15 protein-coding genes are annotated in these 18013 nt (G+C 71.4%); 14 read left to right on the plus strand and 1 reads right to left on the minus strand.

The features are described from left to right. Window positions 1-141 precede the first annotated feature (141 nt). Window positions 142-642, minus strand: a complete 501-nt coding sequence (bldD, locus tag FNH09_RS34620; RefSeq protein WP_152893850.1) for a transcriptional regulator BldD — start codon at window positions 640-642, stop codon at window positions 142-144. A gap of 252 nt (window positions 643-894) precedes the next feature. On the opposite strand from bldD, the gene pyrR reads away from it, so the two are divergent. From pyrR to FNH09_RS34690, 14 genes are all read left to right on the plus strand, one after another. Beyond that, window positions 895-1464 (plus strand): bifunctional pyr operon transcriptional regulator/uracil phosphoribosyltransferase PyrR, encoded by a 570-nt coding sequence (gene pyrR, locus FNH09_RS34625; protein WP_152893851.1) that lies wholly within the window; start codon window positions 895-897, stop codon window positions 1462-1464. 123 nt (window positions 1465-1587) lie between these two features. Then, complete coding sequence (locus FNH09_RS34630) at window positions 1588-2574, plus strand: aspartate carbamoyltransferase catalytic subunit (RefSeq protein WP_152893852.1); 987 nt, start codon at window positions 1588-1590, stop codon at window positions 2572-2574. Between the two features lie 4 nt (window positions 2575-2578). After that, window positions 2579-3865, plus strand: a complete 1287-nt coding sequence (locus FNH09_RS34635) for a dihydroorotase (RefSeq protein ID WP_152893853.1) — start codon at window positions 2579-2581, stop codon at window positions 3863-3865. After that, window positions 3862-4431, plus strand: a complete 570-nt coding sequence (locus FNH09_RS34640) for a PH-like domain-containing protein (RefSeq protein WP_162469543.1) — start codon at window positions 3862-3864, stop codon at window positions 4429-4431. The genes FNH09_RS34635 and FNH09_RS34640 overlap by 4 nt, the downstream gene beginning before the upstream one ends. Further along, window positions 4428-5600 carry a glutamine-hydrolyzing carbamoyl-phosphate synthase small subunit gene (gene carA, locus FNH09_RS34645; RefSeq protein ID WP_152893854.1) on the plus strand — a complete coding sequence of 391 codons (1173 nt, stop codon included), beginning with the start codon at window positions 4428-4430 and terminating at the stop codon, window positions 5598-5600. The genes FNH09_RS34640 and carA overlap by 4 nt, the downstream gene beginning before the upstream one ends. Further along, window positions 5593-8901 (plus strand): carbamoyl-phosphate synthase large subunit, encoded by a 3309-nt coding sequence (gene carB / locus FNH09_RS34650; protein WP_162469544.1) that lies wholly within the window; start codon window positions 5593-5595, stop codon window positions 8899-8901. The genes carA and carB overlap by 8 nt, the downstream gene beginning before the upstream one ends. A gap of 142 nt (window positions 8902-9043) precedes the next feature. Continuing rightward, window positions 9044-10150: a quinone-dependent dihydroorotate dehydrogenase gene (locus FNH09_RS34655; protein WP_152893855.1), complete on the plus strand. Its 1107-nt coding sequence runs from the start codon at window positions 9044-9046 to the stop codon at window positions 10148-10150. Continuing rightward, complete coding sequence (gene pyrF / locus FNH09_RS34660) at window positions 10147-10992, plus strand: orotidine-5'-phosphate decarboxylase (RefSeq protein WP_162469545.1); 846 nt, start codon at window positions 10147-10149, stop codon at window positions 10990-10992. Before FNH09_RS34655 ends, pyrF begins: the two co-directional genes overlap by 4 nt. Window positions 10993-11260: 268 nt before the next feature. Then, window positions 11261-11584 (plus strand): integration host factor, encoded by a 324-nt coding sequence (locus FNH09_RS34665; RefSeq protein WP_003977346.1) that lies wholly within the window; start codon window positions 11261-11263, stop codon window positions 11582-11584. A 60-nt stretch (window positions 11585-11644) separates the two neighbouring features. Further along, complete coding sequence (gene gmk / locus FNH09_RS34670) at window positions 11645-12238, plus strand: guanylate kinase (RefSeq protein WP_152893856.1); 594 nt, start codon at window positions 11645-11647, stop codon at window positions 12236-12238. Between the two features lie 52 nt (window positions 12239-12290). Next, window positions 12291-12560: a DNA-directed RNA polymerase subunit omega gene (gene rpoZ / locus FNH09_RS34675; RefSeq protein ID WP_030785847.1), complete on the plus strand. Its 270-nt coding sequence runs from the start codon at window positions 12291-12293 to the stop codon at window positions 12558-12560. 123 nt (window positions 12561-12683) lie between these two features. After that, complete coding sequence (gene coaBC, locus FNH09_RS34680; protein WP_162469546.1) at window positions 12684-13886, plus strand: bifunctional phosphopantothenoylcysteine decarboxylase/phosphopantothenate--cysteine ligase CoaBC; 1203 nt, start codon at window positions 12684-12686, stop codon at window positions 13884-13886. A 237-nt stretch (window positions 13887-14123) separates the two neighbouring features. Further along, window positions 14124-15332 carry a methionine adenosyltransferase gene (gene metK, locus FNH09_RS34685; RefSeq protein ID WP_162469547.1) on the plus strand — a complete coding sequence of 403 codons (1209 nt, stop codon included), beginning with the start codon at window positions 14124-14126 and terminating at the stop codon, window positions 15330-15332. 337 nt (window positions 15333-15669) lie between these two features. Further along, window positions 15670-17841: a primosomal protein N' gene (locus FNH09_RS34690; protein ID WP_162469548.1), complete on the plus strand. Its 2172-nt coding sequence runs from the start codon at window positions 15670-15672 to the stop codon at window positions 17839-17841. The last annotated feature ends 172 nt before the right edge of the window (window positions 17842-18013 follow it).

Raw genomic sequence — 18013 nt, forward strand, 5'->3', positions numbered from 1 at the left:
GTCACGCTGCGGGCCCTCCGGCATACAGGGGGTCCAGTGGGACCCATGAGGTCCCTGAGGCCCGCAGAAAGCCGCCGGGGTGGCCGGAACGGTGAAGTTCCGGCCACCCCGGCGGCACGTTTCTGCTCAGGTGGTGCTTGCTCAGTTGTCCTCGTGGGCGACCGCGCGGCGCGCGTCCGCGTCCAGGACACCCCAGTTGATCAGCTGCTCGGTGAGCACCGAGGGCGACTGGTCGTAGATGACGGCGAGGGTGCGCAGGTCGTCCTGGCGGATCGAGAGCACCTTGCCGTTGTAGTCACCGCGCTGCGACTGGATCGTGGCCGCGTACCGCTGGAGCGGGCCGGCCTTCTCGACCGGCACGTGAGCCAGGCGCTCCAGGTCGAGCACCAGCTTCGGCGGCGGCTCGGCGGCGCCGCCAGGGGTGGTGCCCGGAAGCAGCTCCTGTACGGGAACGCCGTAGAAATCCGCCAGTTCGGCAAGACGCTGTACGGTCACGGCACGGTCACCGCGCTCGTACGAACCGACCACGACCGCCTTCCAGCGTCCCTGGGACTTCTCCTCGACACCGTGGAGGGAAAGGCCCTGCTGGGTGCGGATGGCCCGGAGCTTGGCCCCGAGCTGTTTGGCGTATTCGCTGGACATATGGCTCCCCGGCACTGGGTCGACGCGGCTGGCGTTGGTTCCCGCCACGCAGTTGGTAACTCACTGTGAGGTTACGCAGCGTGATTCTCCTGCGTCAAGCCGAATGGTCCACACCGATGCTTCGGGGAAGGCGTCGGTCGATTGCGCCAAGGGGGTGATCAGGACGGTCGTGTCGGCCTGCTAACGTGGATGGCGCAATCCCGACGTCCTTTAAGGTCCGTCCCGTGAGGCGGAGAAGGAGGTCCGTTTCGTATGGACACATCATTTCCCGATGCGCGGCCCGTTCTCGAGGGCCCGGACATCGCGCGGGTACTGACCCGCATCGCCCACGAGATCGTCGAGCGCGCCAAGGGTGCCGACGACGTGGTACTCCTCGGCATCCCGACCCGGGGCGTCTTCCTCGCCCGGCGGCTCGCCGACAAGCTGGTGGAGATCACCGACCGCAAGATCCCGGTCGGCTCGCTCGACATCACGATGTACCGCGACGACCTGCGTATGCACCCGCCGCGTGCGCTGGCCCGCACCGAGATCCCCGGTGACGGGATCGACGGCCGTCTCGTCGTCCTCGTGGACGACGTGCTCTTCTCCGGCCGCACGATCCGCGCCGCCCTCGACGCCCTGAACGACATCGGGCGCCCCCGCGCGGTCCAGCTCGCGGTCCTCGTCGACCGCGGCCACCGCGAGCTGCCCATCCGCGCCGACTACGTCGGCAAGAACCTCCCCACGTCGCTGCGGGAGACGGTCAAGGTCCAGCTCGCCGAGGAGGACGGTCGCGACACCGTGCTGCTCGGCGCCAAGCGGACCGTCCCGGGCGAGCAGTAGTCACACGGGGGCGTACGTCGGCGACGTACGTCCTGCCCGTGTGCCCGCGCACGCCCGCCGCGCCGCTCCGGGGGACACCCCGGACCCGCCTCCCCGCCTGAACTGCCTTACGGAGCCTGAAAGATGCAGCGTCATCTCATCTCGGCCGCCGACCTCACCCGCGACGACGCCGTCCTGATCCTCGACACCGCCGAGGAGATGGCCCGGGTGGCCGACCGGCCGATCAAGAAGCTGCCGACCCTGCGCGGCCGCACGATCGTCAACCTCTTCTTCGAGGACTCGACCCGCACCCGGATCTCCTTCGAGGCCGCCGAGAAGCGCCTCTCGGCGGACGTCATCAACTTCACCGCCAAGGGGTCGAGCGTCTCCAAGGGCGAGTCCCTGAAGGACACCGCGCAGACCCTGGAGGCCATGGGCGTCGACGCCGTGGTCATCCGGCACGGTGCCTCCGGCGCCCCCTACCGCCTGGCCACCTCCGACTGGATCGACGCCGCCGTGATCAACGCCGGCGACGGCACCCACCAGCACCCCACGCAGGCCCTGCTGGACGCCTTCACCATGCGCCGCCGGCTCGTCGGCCGCGACGCCGGGATCGGCCAGGACCTGGCCGGCAGGCGGATCACGATCGTCGGCGACGTCCTGCACAGCCGGGTCGCCCGCTCCAACGTCGACCTGCTGCACACCCTCGGCGCCGAGGTCACCCTGGTCGCCCCGCCCACCCTGGTGCCGGTCGGCGTGGAGACCTGGCCCTGCGAGGTCTCCTACGACCTCGACAGCACGCTGCCCAAGTCCGACGCCGTGATGATGCTGCGCGTCCAGCGCGAGCGCATGAACGCCGCCTTCTTCCCGACCGAGCGCGAGTACTCGCGGCGCTACGGCCTCGACGGCGATCGCATGGCGAAGATGCCCGAGCACGCGATCGTGATGCACCCCGGCCCGATGGTCCGCGGCATGGAGATCACCGCCGAGGTCGCCGACTCCGAACGCTGCACGGTCGTCGAGCAGGTCGCCAACGGCGTCTCCATCCGCATGGCGGTCCTCTACCTGCTGCTCGGCGGCAACGAGCCCGCCGTCTCCCAAGCCCGCACCACCGCCACCGAGGAGAAGTAAGACGATGAGCAAGATCCTGATCCGTGGTGCGAAGGTGCTCGGCGGCGAGCCCCAGGACGTGCTGATCGACGGCGAGACGATCGCCGCCGTGGGCACCGGACTCGACGCCGAGGGCGCCGAGGTCGTCGAGGCCGGCGGCAAGGTGCTGCTGCCGGGCCTGGTCGACCTGCACACCCATCTGCGCGAGCCGGGCCGCGAGGACTCCGAGACCGTGCTGACCGGCACCCGCGCCGCCGCCTCCGGCGGCTACACCGCCGTGTTCGCCATGGCCAACACCTTCCCGGTCGCCGACACCGCCGGTGTGGTCGAGCAGGTCTACCGGCTCGGCCAGGAGCACGGCTACTGCGACGTGCAGCCCATCGGCGCCGTCACCGTCGGCCTGGAGGGCAAGAAGCTCGCCGAGCTCGGCGCCATGCACGAGTCCGCCGCCGGCGTCACCGTCTTCTCCGACGACGGCAAGTGCGTCGACGACGCCGTGATCATGCGCCGGGCGCTGGAGTACGTGAAGGCCTTCGGCGGCGTCGTCGCCCAGCACGCCCAGGAGCCCCGCCTCACCGAGGGCGCCCAGATGAACGAGGGCGTCGTCTCCGCCGAACTCGGCCTGGGCGGCTGGCCCGCGGTGGCCGAGGAGTCGATCATCGCCCGGGACGTCCTGCTGGCCGAGCACGTCGGCTCCCGCGTCCACATCTGCCACCTGTCGACCGCCGGCTCCGTCGAGATCGTCCGCTGGGCCAAGTCCCGCGGCATCGACGTCACCGCCGAGGTCACCCCGCACCACCTGCTCCTCACCGACGAGCTGGTGCGCTCGTACAACCCGGTCTACAAGGTCAACCCGCCCCTGCGCACGGAGCGGGACGTCAGGGCGCTGCGCGAAGCGCTCGCCGACGGCACGATCGACATCGTCGCCACCGACCACGCCCCGCACCCGCACGAGGACAAGGACTGCGAGTGGGCCGCGGCCGCCATGGGCATGGTCGGCCTGGAGACCGCGCTGTCGGTGGTCCAGGAGACGATGGTCGACACCGGGCTGCTCGACTGGGCGGGCGTCGCCGACCGGATGTCGGTCAAGCCGGCGCAGATCGGCCGGGCCACCGGGCATGGACGACCTGTCTCGGCAGGTGAGCCCGCGAACCTCGTCCTGGTGGACACGCAATACCGTGGACCGGTGGACCCCGCGCGCTTCGCCTCGCGCAGCCGCAACACTCCCTACGAGGGCCGCGAGCTGCCGGGCCGTGTCACGCACACGTGGCTGCGGGGCAAGGCCACCCTCGTCGACGGGAAGCTCACGTGACACCTGTAATCCTGCTGGCCGCCGAGAAGAAATCGGCCGAGGTCACCGACTGGGCGGCCCGCATCGGCTGGCTCGTCGGACTCGCACTCTTCGTCGCGCTCGTCTACTGGCTGATGCGCGAGGGCTGGAAGTGGCGCGGCACCCTCCAGGGCGACCTGCCCGAGCTGCCCACCGCGCCGGAAGAGCCCGGTCCGGTGAGACTGGGCATGAGCGGCCGCTACCACGGCTCCACCACCGCCGGGCAGTGGCTGGACCGCATCGTGGCGCGCGGCCTGGGCACCCGCAGCCGGGCCGAGCTCACGCTGACCGACGCGGGCCTGGACGTCGTACGCCCCGGCGCGGACGACTTCTTCGTCCCGCGCCAGGCACTGCGCGAGGCCCGGCTCGACAAGGGCATCGCCGGCAAGGTGCTCACCGAGGGCGGCCTGCTGGTCGTCACCTGGGCCCACGGCGACCGGCTGATCGACTCCGGGTTCCGCTCCGACCGGGCGGCCGAACACAACGAGTGGGTCGACACCATCAACGCGATGATCGAAAAGACGGAAACAACGGAAGGCGCACGATGACCACCTCCACGCAGGGGAATGCCTCGAAGAGGAAAGGGGCGCCTCCCGCCGTACTCGTCCTGGAGGACGGCCGGGTCTTCCGCGGCCGCGCCTACGGGGCCGTGGGGGAGACCTTCGGCGAAGCGGTGTTCTCCACCGGCATGACCGGCTACCAGGAGACCCTCACCGACCCGTCGTACGACCGGCAGATCGTCGTCGCCACCGCGCCGCAGATCGGCAACACCGGCTGGAACGAGGAGGACGACGAGTCCAGCCGCATCTGGGTCTCCGGCTACGTCGTCCGCGACCCCGCGCGCGTGCCCTCCAACTGGCGCGCCACCCGCTCCCTCGACGACGCGCTCGTCGACCAGGGCGTCGTCGGCATCTCCGGCATCGACACCCGCGCCCTCACCCGCCACCTGCGCGAACGCGGCTCGATGCGCTCCGGCATCTTCTCCGGCGAGGCGATCGCCACCGACGCCGAGCTCGTCGCCCGTGTGCAGGCCCAGCCGCACATGAAGGGCGCGAGCCTGTACGAGGAGGTCGCCACCAAGGAGGCCTACGTCGTCCCGGCGGTCGGCGAGAAGAAGTTCACCGTCGCCGCCATCGACCTCGGCATCAAGGGCATGACCCCGCACCGCATGGCCGAGCGCGGCATCGAGGTGCACGTGCTGCCCGCCACGGCGACCGAGGACGACATCTACGCCATCGCCCCCGACGGCGTGTTCTTCTCCAACGGACCCGGCGACCCGGCGACCGCCGACGGACCCGTCGCGCTGATGACGGCCGTCCTGAAGCGCAGGACGCCGCTGTTCGGCATCTGCTTCGGCAACCAGATCCTCGGCCGCGCCCTCGGCTTCGGCACCTACAAGCTGAAGTACGGCCACCGCGGCATCAACCAGCCGGTCCAGGACCGTACGACCGGCAAGGTCGAGGTCACCGCGCACAACCACGGCTTCGCCGTGGACGCGCCGCTCGACCGGGTCACCGAGACGCCCTTCGGGCGCGTCGAGGTCTCCCACGTCTGCCTGAACGACGACGTGGTGGAGGGCCTGCAGCTGCTCGACCAGCCGGGCTTCTCCGTCCAGTACCACCCCGAAGCGGCAGCGGGACCGCACGACGCCGCCTACCTGTTCGACCGCTTCACATCTTTGATGAGCACAGTCCCGATGGAGGGCCAGCGTGCCTAAGCGCACCGATATCCAGTCCGTCCTGGTCATCGGCTCCGGCCCGATCGTCATCGGCCAGGCCGCCGAGTTCGACTACTCCGGCACCCAGGCGTGCCGCATCCTGCGCGCCGAGGGCCTGCGCGTCGTCCTGGTCAACTCCAACCCGGCGACGATCATGACCGACCCGGAGATCGCCGACGCGACCTACGTCGAGCCGATCACCCCGGAGTTCGTCGAGAAGATCATCGCCAAGGAGCGCCCCGACGCGCTGCTGCCCACCCTGGGCGGCCAGACGGCCCTGAACACGGCGATCTCGCTGCACGAGAACGGCGTCCTGGAGAAGTACGGCGTCGAACTGATCGGCGCCAACGTCGAGGCCATCCACAAGGGCGAGGACCGCGAGCAGTTCAAGGCGGTCGTCGAGGAGGTCAACCGCAAGATCGGCCACGGCGAGTCCGCCCGCTCGGTCATCTGCCACTCCATGGACGACGTCATCGCCGGCGTCGACACGCTCGGCGGCTACCCGGTCGTGGTCCGCCCCTCCTTCACCATGGGCGGCGCCGGCTCCGGCTTCGCGCACGACGAGGAGGAGCTGCGCCGCATCGCGGGCCAGGGCCTGACGCTCTCCCCGACCACCGAGGTGCTCCTGGAGGAGTCCATCCTCGGCTGGAAGGAGTACGAGCTGGAGCTGATGCGCGACAAGCACGACAACGTCGTGGTCGTCTGCTCCATCGAGAACTTCGACCCCATGGGCGTGCACACCGGCGACTCGATCACCGTGGCGCCCTCGATGACCCTCACCGACCGCGAGTACCAGATCCTGCGTGACATCGGCATCGCCGTGATCCGCGAGGTCGGCGTCGACACCGGCGGCTGCAACATCCAGTTCGCGGTGAACCCGGTCGACGGCCGTGTCATCGTCATCGAGATGAACCCGCGCGTGTCGCGGTCCTCGGCGCTCGCCTCCAAGGCCACCGGCTTCCCGATCGCCAAGATCGCCGCCAAGCTCGCCGTCGGCTACACCCTCGACGAGATCCCGAACGACATCACCCGGGAGACCCCGGCCTCCTTCGAGCCCACGCTCGACTACGTGGTCGTCAAGGCCCCGCGCTTCGCCTTCGAGAAGTTCCCCTCGGCCGACTCCACCCTCACCACCACCATGAAGTCGGTCGGCGAGGCCATGGCCATCGGCCGTAACTTCACCGAGGCCCTCCAGAAGGCGCTGCGCTCGCTGGAGAAGAAGGGCAGCCAGTTCACGTTCACCGGCGAGCCCGGCGACAAGGACGAGCTGCTGCGCGCGGCGGTGCGGCCCACCGACGGCCGTATCAACACCGTCATGCAGGCCATCCGCGCGGGCGCCACGCCCGAGGAGGTCTTCGAGTACACGAAGATCGACCCCTGGTTCGTCGACCAGCTCTTCCTGATCAAGGAGACCGCCGACGAGCTCGCCGCGGCCGAGCGCCTGGACGTCGACCTGCTCGCCGAGGCCAAGCGGCACGGCTTCTCCGACCAGCAGATCGGCGAGATCCGCGGGCTGCGCGAGGACGTCGTGCGCGAGGTGCGGCACGCGCTGGGCATCCGCCCGGTGTACAAGACCGTCGACACCTGCGCCGCCGAGTTCGCGGCGAAGACGCCGTACTTCTACTCCTCCTACGACGAGGAGAACGAGGTCGCGCCGCGGGAGAAGCCCGCGGTGATCATCCTGGGCTCCGGCCCGAACCGCATCGGCCAGGGCATCGAGTTCGACTACTCCTGCGTCCACGCCTCCTTCGCGCTGAGCGAGGCGGGCTACGAGACCGTGATGGTCAACTGCAACCCCGAGACCGTTTCCACCGACTACGACACCTCCGACCGGCTGTACTTCGAGCCGCTCACGCTGGAGGACGTGCTGGAGATCGTGCACGCCGAGTCGCTGGCCGGTCCGATCGCGGGCGTCGTGGTCCAGCTCGGCGGCCAGACCCCGCTGGGCCTGGCGCAGGCCCTCAAGGACAACGGCGTGCCGGTCGTGGGCACCTCCCCCGAGGCCATCCACGCCGCCGAGGACCGGGGCGCCTTCGGCCGGGTGCTCGCCGAGGCCGGGCTGCCGGCCCCCAAGCACGGCACCGCCACCACCTTCGACGAGGCCAAGGCCATCGCGGACGAGATCGGCTACCCGGTCCTGGTGCGCCCGTCGTACGTCCTGGGCGGCCGCGGCATGGAGATCGTCTACGACGAGACCCGGCTGTCGTCCTACATCGCCGAGTCGACCGAGATCAGCCCCACCCGGCCGGTCCTGGTCGACCGCTTCCTCGACGACGCGATCGAGATCGACGTCGACGCCCTCTACGACGGCCACGAGCTCTACCTCGGCGGCGTCATGGAGCACATCGAGGAGGCCGGCATCCACTCCGGCGACTCGGCGTGCGCCCTGCCGCCGATCACCCTGGGCGGCTTCGACATCAAGCGCCTGCGCGCCTCCACCGAGGCCATCGCGCGCGGGGTGGGCGTCCGCGGACTGATCAACATCCAGTTCGCGATGGCGGGCGACATCCTGTACGTCCTGGAGGCCAACCCGCGCGCCTCGCGCACCGTCCCCTTCACCTCGAAGGCGACCGCGGTACCGCTCGCGAAGGCCGCGGCCCGCATCTCGCTCGGCGCCACCGTCGCCGAGCTGCGCGCCGAGGGCCTGCTCCCGGCCACCGGCGACGGCGGCACCCTGCCGCTCGACGCGCCGATCTCCGTCAAGGAGGCCGTGATGCCGTGGAGCCGCTTCCGGGACACCTCCGGCCGCGGTGTGGACACCGTCCTCGGCCCGGAGATGCGCTCCACCGGCGAGGTCATGGGCATCGACTCCGTCTTCGGCACGGCGTACGCCAAGTCGCAGTCGGGCGCGTACGGACCGCTGCCCACCAAGGGCCGCGCGTTCATCTCGGTCGCCAACCGCGACAAGCGTTCGATGATCTTCCCGGCGCGCGAGCTGGTCGCCCACGGCTTCGAGCTGCTCGCCACCTCCGGCACCGCCGAGGTCCTCAAGCGCAACGGCCTCAACGCCACCGTGGTGCGCAAGCAGTCCGAGGGCACCGGCCCGAACGGCGAGCGCACCATCGTCCAGCTCATCCACGACGGCGAGGTCGACCTCATCGTCAACACCCCGTACGGCACCGGCGGCCGCCTCGACGGCTACGAGATCCGTACGGCCGCCGTCGCCCGGGCCGTGCCGTGCCTGACGACGGTCCAGGCGCTCGCCGCCGCCGTCCAGGGCATCGACGCGCTCAACCACGGCGACGTGGGCGTCCGCTCGCTCCAGGAGCACGCACAGCACCTGACCGCGGCGCGCGACTAGCAGCCACGAGGGGGACACCGGAAAACGGTGTCCCCCTCTTCATGACGGCCCCCACGTCTCAACGGCGGGCCCCCACGTCATGGCCCCCCACGTCATGGCCCCCCACGTCATGAGGACCCCCGAGGACTCGAGGACTTTCGAGATGTACAAACTCTTCTTCCGTCTGGTCTTCCGGCGCATGGACCCCGAGCAGGCGCACTACCTGGCCTTCCGATGGATCCGGCTCGCGGCGTGCGTCCCCGTCCTGCGTACCTTCGTGGCCGCCGCGCTCGCGCCCCGCCACCGGGAACTGCGCACCGAGGCCTTCGGGCTGCGCATGCACGGCCCCTTCGGACTCGCGGCCGGCTTCGACAAGAACGCCATCGCGATCGACGGCATGGCGATGCTCGGCTTCGACCACATCGAGATCGGCACGGTGACCGGGCAGGCCCAGCCCGGCAACCCCAAGAAGCGGCTGTTCCGCCTGGTCCCGGACCGGGCGCTGATCAACCGCATGGGCTTCAACAACGAGGGCTCGCTCGCGGTCGCGGCCCGGCTGGCCGCGCGGACGCCCGTGTTCAAGACCGTCGTGGGTGTGAACATCGGCAAGACCAAGGTCGTCCCGGAGGCCGAGGCCGTCGGCGACTACGTGACGTCGGCCGAGCGGCTGGCCCCGTACGCCGACTACCTGGTCGTCAACGTCTCCTCCCCGAACACGCCCGGCCTGCGCAACCTCCAGGCCACCGAGGCGCTGCGCCCGCTGCTCGTCGCCGTGCGCGAGGCCGCGGACCGCGTGGTCGCCGACCGCCGGGTCCCGCTGCTGGTGAAGATCGCCCCGGACCTCGCCGACGAGGACGTCGACGCCGTCGCCGACCTGGCCGTCGAACTCGGCCTGGACGGGATCATCGCCACCAACACCACCATCGCGCGCGAGGGACTCGGTCTGACCTCCTCGCCCGCACTGGTCCAGGAGACCGGCGGACTGTCCGGCGCGCCGCTGAAGGCCCGCTCGCTGGAGGTGCTGCGCCGCCTCTACGCGCGCGTGGGCGACCGGATCACCCTGGTGGGCGTCGGCGGCATCGAGAACGCCGAGGACGCCTGGCAGCGCATCCTCGCGGGCGCCACCCTGATCCAGGGCTACAGCGCCTTCATCTACGAGGGACCCTTCTGGGCCCGCGCCCTGCACAAGGGGCTCGCCGCGCGCCTGCGCACCAGCCCGTACGCCACCCTCGCCGACGCGGTCGGCGCCGACGTCAGGAAGGCCGCATGAGCTCTCTGGAACCCTTCGGCGCCCGGCTGCGCCGCGCGATGGACGAGCGCGGGCCGCTGTGCGTGGGCATCGACCCGCACGCCTCCCTGCTCGCCGAGTGGGGCCTGAACGACGACGTGGCCGGTCTGGAGCGGTTCAGCCGCACGGTCGTCGAGGCGACGGCCGACCGGGTCGCCGTCCTGAAGCCGCAGAGCGCGTTCTTCGAGCGCTTCGGCTCCCGCGGGGTGGCCGTGCTGGAGAAGACGGTCGAGGAGGCGCGGGCGGCCGGTGCGCTGGTCGTCATGGACGCCAAGCGCGGGGACATCGGCTCCACCATGGCCGCCTATGCCGAGTCCTTCCTGCACAAGGACGCCCCGCTGTTCTCGGACGCCCTGACCGTCTCGCCCTACCTCGGCTACGGGTCGCTGGCCCCGGCCGTCGCACTGGCGCGCGAGAACGGCGCGGGTCTGTTCGTGCTCGCCCTGACCTCCAACCCGGAGGGCGGCGAGGTGCAGCACGCGGTGCGCGCGGACGGCCGCACGGTCGGCGCGACGATGCTGGCCCATCTGGCGGCCGAGAACGCGGGCGAGGAGCCCCTGGGGTCCTTCGGGGCGGTCGTCGGCGCCACGCTGGGCGACCTGTCGTCGTACGACCTCGACATCGACGGTCCGCTCCTCGCGCCCGGTATCGGCGCCCAGGGCGCGACGCCGGCCGACCTTCCCGGGGTGTTCGGCGCGGCGGTGCGCAACGTCGTGCCCAACGTCAGCAGGGGGGTGCTGCGGCACGGTCCCGACGCCGGCGCGCTGCGGGCCGCCGCGGACCGGTTCGCGCGGGAGATCGAGGCGGCCGTCGCGGCCGTCTGAGGCGCCCGAAGGCCGCCGGCGACCCCCTTCCAGGTCGACTTGAGGCTGGATACATCCTCAAATCCGGGGCAATATGTCGTAAATGTCCAGTCCTGATAGAGGCTGACCAGGACTTTTCCTCTGTTCTCGCTGACTCGGAGGGAGTTGGCCGCTAGTCTCCGAGCAGAGTGAACGGGCGCAGCGTGTTGCTCGTAACTCCCTAGGTGTGGGGCGACTAGGTTCCTCACCGGTCCGTATCCGACAGTTCGACATCCGAGGTGACGTAGGCGTGGCTCTTCCGCCCCTTACCCCCGAACAGCGCGCAGCCGCGCTCGAAAAGGCCGCCGCGGCTCGCCGGGAGCGGGCCGAGGTCAAGAATCGACTCAAGCACTCCGGCGCCTCCCTTCACGAGGTCATCAAGCAGGGTCAGGAAAACGACGTCATCGGCAAGATGAAGGTTTCCGCCCTGCTGGAGTCCCTGCCGGGCGTGGGCAAGGTCCGCGCCAAGCAGATCATGGAGCGACTCGGCATCTCCGAGAGCCGCCGCGTGCGTGGCCTCGGGTCCAACCAGATCGCCTCCCTTGAGCGCGAGTTCGGCAGCACCGGCTCCTGAGTGCCGGGTGGTCCGGGACTGACGTTCCGGGCACCCCGGGATTGCTGGAATAATCGCTGCATGGCTGCAACATTCCGGGGGACGACCCCCGAGCCCCCGGACGTACGTCCGCGGCTGACCGTGCTCTCCGGCCCCTCAGGGGTCGGTAAGAGCACGGTCGTCGCTCATATGCGCAAGGAACATCCCGAGGTGTGGCTTTCGGTGTCGGCGACGACCCGCAGGCCCCGCCCCGGGGAGAAGCACGGAGTCCACTACTTCTTCGTCAGCGACGACGAGATGGACAAGCTGATCGCCAACGGTGAGCTGCTGGAGTGGGCCGAGTTCGCGGGCAACCGCTACGGCACGCCCCGCGCGGCCGTGCTGGAGCATCTGGAGTCCGGCGTCCCGGTCCTCCTGGAGATCGACCTCCAGGGCGCCCGGCAGGTCCGTGAGTCCATGCCCGAGGCCCAGCTGGTGTTCCTGGCCCCGCCCTCCTGGGACGAGCTGGTGCGCCGGCTGACCGGCCGCGGCACCGAACCTCCGGAGGTCATCGAGCGCCGCCTGGAGGCGGCGAAGATCGAACTGGCGGCGGAGCCGGAGTTCGACGAGACCCTGGTCAACACCTCTGTCAAGGACGTGGCGCGAGAGCTGCTAGCCTTGATGGGTGTTGTGTGATCACGAGCCTGTGACCACGACCGACCTTTTCCCCACCATCGGAAGGTAGAGCGTGTCCTCTTCCATCTCCGCGCCCGAGGGCATCATCAACCCGCCGATCGACGAGCTTCTCGAGGCCACGGACTCGAAGTACAGCCTCGTGATCTACGCGGCCAAGCGGGCCCGCCAGATCAATGCGTACTACTCGCAGCTCGGCGAGGGCCTCCTCGAGTACGTCGGTCCGCTCGTCGACACCCACGTCCACGAGAAGCCGCTCTCGATCAGCCTGCGCGAGATCAACGCGGGACTGCTGACGTCCGAGGCCATCGAGGGCCCGGCGTAAGTAGTATTTCCAGCTTGCGGCTGGTTTTTCCACAGGCCCGGCAGCGCGACTGCCGGGCCTGTGGTGTGTGATGGAGGCGTGCGCCCGTCGCCGGCGCACGCGAGCGAGCGGAGGGGAGCGACGGTGGACAAGCCGAAGGTCGTGCTGGGGGTCAGCGGTGGCATCGCCGCCTACAAGGCCTGCGAGCTGCTGAGAAGGCTGACGGAGTCGGGGCATGACGTCCGTGTCGTGCCCACCGCCTCCGCGCTGCACTTCGTCGGCGCCGCGACCTGGTCCGCGCTCTCCGGCCACCCCGTCTCGACCGAGGTCTGGGACGACGTCGACCAGGTCCCGCACGTCCGCATCGGCCAGCACGCCGACCTGGTGGTCGTCGCCCCCGCCACGGCCGACATGCTCGCCAAGGCCGCCCACGGACTCGCGGACGACCTGCTCACCAACACACTCCTCACCGCGCGCTGCCCCGTGGTCTTCGCCCCCGCCATGCACACGGAGATGTGGGAGCACCCGGCCACCCAGGAGAACGTGGCCACGCTGCGCCGCCGGGGCGCGGTCGTCATCGAGCCGGCCGTGGGCCGTCTCACCGGCGTCGACACCGGCAAGGGCCGACTGCCCGATCCGGCCGAGATCTTCGAGGTCTGCCGCCGGGTGCTCGCCCGCGGCGCCGCGCGGCCGGATCTCGCCGGTCGCCATGTCGTCGTCAGCGCCGGCGGCACCCGCGAACCCCTCGACCCGGTGCGCTTCCTCGGCAACCGCTCCTCGGGCAAGCAGGGCTACGCCCTCGCCCGCACGGCCGCGGCCCGCGGTGCCCGGGTCACCCTGGTCGCCGCGAACACCGGCCTGCCCGACCCGGCCGGTGTGGACGTCGTCCAGGTCGGCACGGCCGTCCAGCTGCGCGAGGCCGTGCTCAAGGCGGCCCCGGACGCGGACGCGGTCGTGATGGCCGCCGCGGTCGCCGACTTCCGCCCCGCGGCCTACGCGGCCGGAAAGATCAAGAAGAAGGACGGCCAGGAACCGGAACCCATCGTCCTCGTACGGAATCCGGACATCCTCGCGGAGATCTCCGCCGACCGCGCCCGGCCCGGCCAGGTGGTGGTCGGCTTCGCCGCCGAGACCGACGACGTCCTCGCCAACGGCCGCACCAAGCTGCGCCGCAAAGGCTGTGACCTGCTCGTGGTGAACGAGGTGGGGGAACGCAAGACTTTCGGCTCCGAGGAGAACGAGGCTGTGGTACTGGGCGCCGACGGAACCGAGACGGCCGTGCCGTACGGACCGAAAGAGGCCCTGGCCGAAACCGTATGGGACCTTGTGGCGCAACGCCTGGGGTGAATGTTTCCCTCGCCCCGGGGATCACGCCGGGCCCGGACATTCCGGCGTGGCGCCCCTGGCCAAGCTCGAGCGGCATTGGGCAGAATGCCCCGTGCCGCAGGTCACAGCCCTTCCGAGAGGCGAGACAGTGGGGCCATGACCGAGCGCGACCGATAAACTGTTCTCGGACGACGTCAGGCGCAGCCCTGTCCGTCCGCCAATGATCAGCCAGCAGCCGCTGCAACCACAGGGAGCGTTGTGTCCCGTCGCCTGTTCACTTCGGAGTCCGTGACCGAGGGTCACCCCGACAAGATCGCTGACCAGATCAGCGACACCATTCTCGACGCGCTTCTGCGCGAGGACCCGACCTCCCGGGTCGCGGTCGAGACCCTGATCACCACCGGTCTGGTGCACGTGGCCGGAGAGGTCACCACCAAGGCCTACGCGCCGATCCCGCAGCTCGTGCGCGAGAAGATCCTCGAGATCGGCTACGACTCCTCGAAGAAGGGCTTCGACGGCGCCTCCTGCGGCGTCTCGGTGTCGATCGGTTCGCAGTCCCCGGACATCGCGCAGGGCGTCGACACGGCCTACGAGTCCCGGGTCGAGGGCGACGACGACGAGCTCGACAAGCAGGGCGCCGGCGACCAGGGCCTGATGTTCGGCTACGCCAGCGACGAGACGCCGACCCTGATGCCGCTGCCGATCTTCCTGGCGCACCGCCTGTCGAAGCGGCTGTCCGAGGTCCGCAAGAACGGCGCCATCCCCTACCTGCGCCCCGACGGCAAGACCCAGGTCACCATCGAGTACGACGGCGACAAGGCGGTCCGCCTGGACACCGTCGTCGTCTCCTCGCAGCACGCCAGCGACATCGACCTGGACTCGCTGCTGACCCCGGACATCCGCGAGTTCGTCGTGGAGCCGGAGCTGAAGGCCCTCCTCGACGACGGCATCAAGCTGGAGACCGAGGGCTACCGCCTGCTGGTCAACCCCACCGGCCGCTTCGAGATCGGCGGTCCGATGGGTGACGCCGGCCTCACCGGCCGCAAGATCATCATCGACACCTACGGCGGCTTCGCCCGCCACGGCGGCGGCGCCTTCTCCGGCAAGGACCCGTCCAAGGTCGACCGTTCGGCCGCGTACGCGATGCGCTGGGTCGCCAAGAACGTCGTCGCCGCGGGCCTGGCCTCCCGCTGCGAGGTCCAGGTCGCCTACGCGATCGGCAAGGCCGAGCCCGTCGGTCTCTTCGTCGAGACCTTCGGCACCCACAAGGTCGAGCCGGAGAAGATCGAGAAGGCGATCGACGAGGTCTTCGACCTGCGTCCGGCCGCCATCATCCGCGACCTCGACCTGCTGCGCCCGATCTACGCCCAGACGGCCGCCTACGGCCACTTCGGCCGTGAGCTGCCCGACTTCACGTGGGAGCGCACGGACCGCGTGGACGCGCTGAAGAAGGCCGCGGGCCTGTAGGCCCCGCCACCGCTTCCGGATCCGGGCCCGGCTCTCCCCCAGGGGAGGTCCGGGCCCGTCCTGTGCCTGCGGAGCGGGACTGCCCGCCGCCGACGACCCGAGCCGTCGGGTCCGCCTCAGGCCCGGGCCGTGCGGGGCGCAAAATCAATGGCCGCGGGGGCGCGGGGCCCGTACGGTGAGGACTCTCCCGGTGCGAAGGCTGCGGCTACTTCGATGGAGTGCGCCCCAGGGCGTGCGGTGAAGTCAGGCGTGTGTCGCCGCTGCCGTGTGGATCTCGGGAGAGTTCGGTGATCACCGACGACGCCGGTTGTCAGTGGCGTTTGGTAAGAATGCAAGCGTGAGCAGCGAGAACCGGACGGGGGAGGGCGGCGCCGACGGCGCGCCGCCCGAACAGCTCGCGCTCATCCGGGCCAGCGTGCGCGAGGCCAAGGTGCCGCGGGCCAAGCCCCGGACCTGGCGGGGCGCCGCCCTGGCCAAGGAGCTGCCCGTCGCCCGGGTGCTCGTCGACAAGGGCGTGCTGCACCTCGACCGCTACTTCGACTACGCCGTCCCCGAGGAACTCGACGCGGACGCGCAGCCCGGGGTGCGGGTGCGGGTGCGCTTCGGTGCCGGGCGGCACCGGGTGCGCGACGGCCGCCGCGAGGGCGGGGGCCTCATCGACGGGTTCCTGGTGGAGCGCCGGGCCGAGTCCGACTACTCCGGACCGCTGGCCGCGCTCGCCCAGGTCGTGTCGCCCGAGCCCGTACTGAGCGAGGAACTGCTGACGCTGGCGCGGGCCGTCGCCGACCGGTACGCAGGCAGCCTCGCCGACGTCCTCCAGCTCGCCGTGCCGCCGCGCAGCGCCCGGGCCGAGCAACGACCCTCCCCGGAGCCCCTGCCTCCCCCGGAAGTGCCCGAGCCGGGCTCCTGGGCGCGGTACGAGCGAGGGGCCGCGTTCCTTCGGTCGCTGGCCACCGGAGGCGCGCCGCGTGCCGTGTGGAACGCCCTGCCCGGCCCCGGGTGGAGCGAGGAACTGGCGCGCGCCGTCGCGGCGACCCTCGCCTCCGGGCGCGGGGCCCTCGTCGTCGTGCCCGACGGGCGCGCCGCCGCCCGGGTCGACGCCGCGCTGACGGCGCTGCTGGGCGAGGGACGGCACGCGCTGCTGACCGCCGACGCCGGACCCGAGAAGCGCTACCGGCAGTGGCTCGCGGTGCGCCGGGGATCGGTACGGGCCGTGGTCGGCACCCGGGCCGCGATGTTCGCGCCGGTACGGGACCTCGGGCTTGTCGCCCTCTGGGACGACGGCGACGACAGCCACAGCGAGCCGCACGCGCCCCAGCCCCACGCCCGCGAGGTGCTGCTGCTGCGCGCGGCCCTGGACCGGTGCGCCTTCCTGCTGGGCAGCCGGGACTGCACCGTGGAGGCGGCGCAGCTCGTCGAGAGCGGATGGGCCCGGCCGCTGGTCGCCGGGCGCGAGCAGGTACGGCGCGCCGCGCCTCTCGTACGGACCGTGGGGGACCTGGATCTGGCCCGGGACGAGGCGGCGAGGGCCGCACGGCTGCCGAGCCTCGCCTGGCAGACGGCCAGGGAAGGTCTGCGGCACGGACCGGTGCTGGTCCAGGTGCCCCGGCGCGGCTATGTGCCGCGGATGGCCTGCGCGCAGTGCCGGGCCCCGGCCCGCTGCCGGCACTGCGCCGGGCCGCTGGAGGCACGGGACGGCGGGGCGCTGTGGTGCGGCTGGTGCGGTCGAGAGGAATCCGGCTGGCACTGTCCGGAGTGCGGCTCGTTCCGGCTGCGCGCCCAGGTCGTGGGCGCCCGGCGCACCGCGGAGGAGCTGGGGCGGGCGTTTCCGGCGGTGCCGGTGCGCACCTCGGGGCGCGAGCATGTCCTGGACACCGTGCCGGGGACACCCGCGCTGGTGGTGAGCACACCGGGCGCCGAGCCCGTCGCCGAGGGCGGTTACGCGGCCGCCCTGCTGCTGGACGGCTGGGCCATGCTCGGCCGGCCCGATCTGCGGGCCGGGGAGGACGCCCTGCGCCGGTGGATCGCGGCGGCCGCGCTGGTACGGCCGCAGAGCGCCGGCGGGACCGTGGTGGTCGTCGCCGAACCGACCCTGCGCCCGGTGCAGGCGCTGGTGCGGTGGGACCCCGTCGGTCATGCGGTGCGGGAGCTCGCCGAGCGGGCCGAACTGGGCTTTCCCCCGGTCTCGCGGATGGCGGCCGTGTCGGGCCTGCCGGAGGCGGTCGCCGCGTTCCTGGCCGAGGTGCACCTGCCCCCGGACGCCGAGGTGCTCGGGCCCGTGCCCGTCCCCGGCACGGCACCGGGCCGTCCGCGGCGGCCGGGGGCGCCGCCGCCGGGGGAGGACTGGGAGCGCGCGCTGGTCCGGGTGCCGCCGGGGAGCGGCGGTGCGATGGCGGCCGCCCTGAAGGCGGCGCAGGCCGCCCGGATGGCCCGGGGGACGGGCGGCGGCGCGGCCGGGGCGGCGGGCGAACCGGTCCGGGTGCGGATCGACCCGCCGGACATCGGCTGAGGCGGACATCGGCTGAGGCGGTGATCGGCTGGAGCGGGCATTGACCGGTGCGGGCGTCGGCTGCCCACCCCCGGGCGCGCGGTTCGGTGCCGACGGGGTGGCGTACACCTCCCGCAGCAGCCTGCCCACCCGGGGTGCGCGGGACGGCGACACACGGCTGCCCTCCCGGGGC

Source organism: Streptomyces adustus, from assembly GCF_009377175.1.
Lineage (GTDB): Bacteria > Actinomycetota > Actinomycetes > Streptomycetales > Streptomycetaceae > Streptomyces > Streptomyces adustus.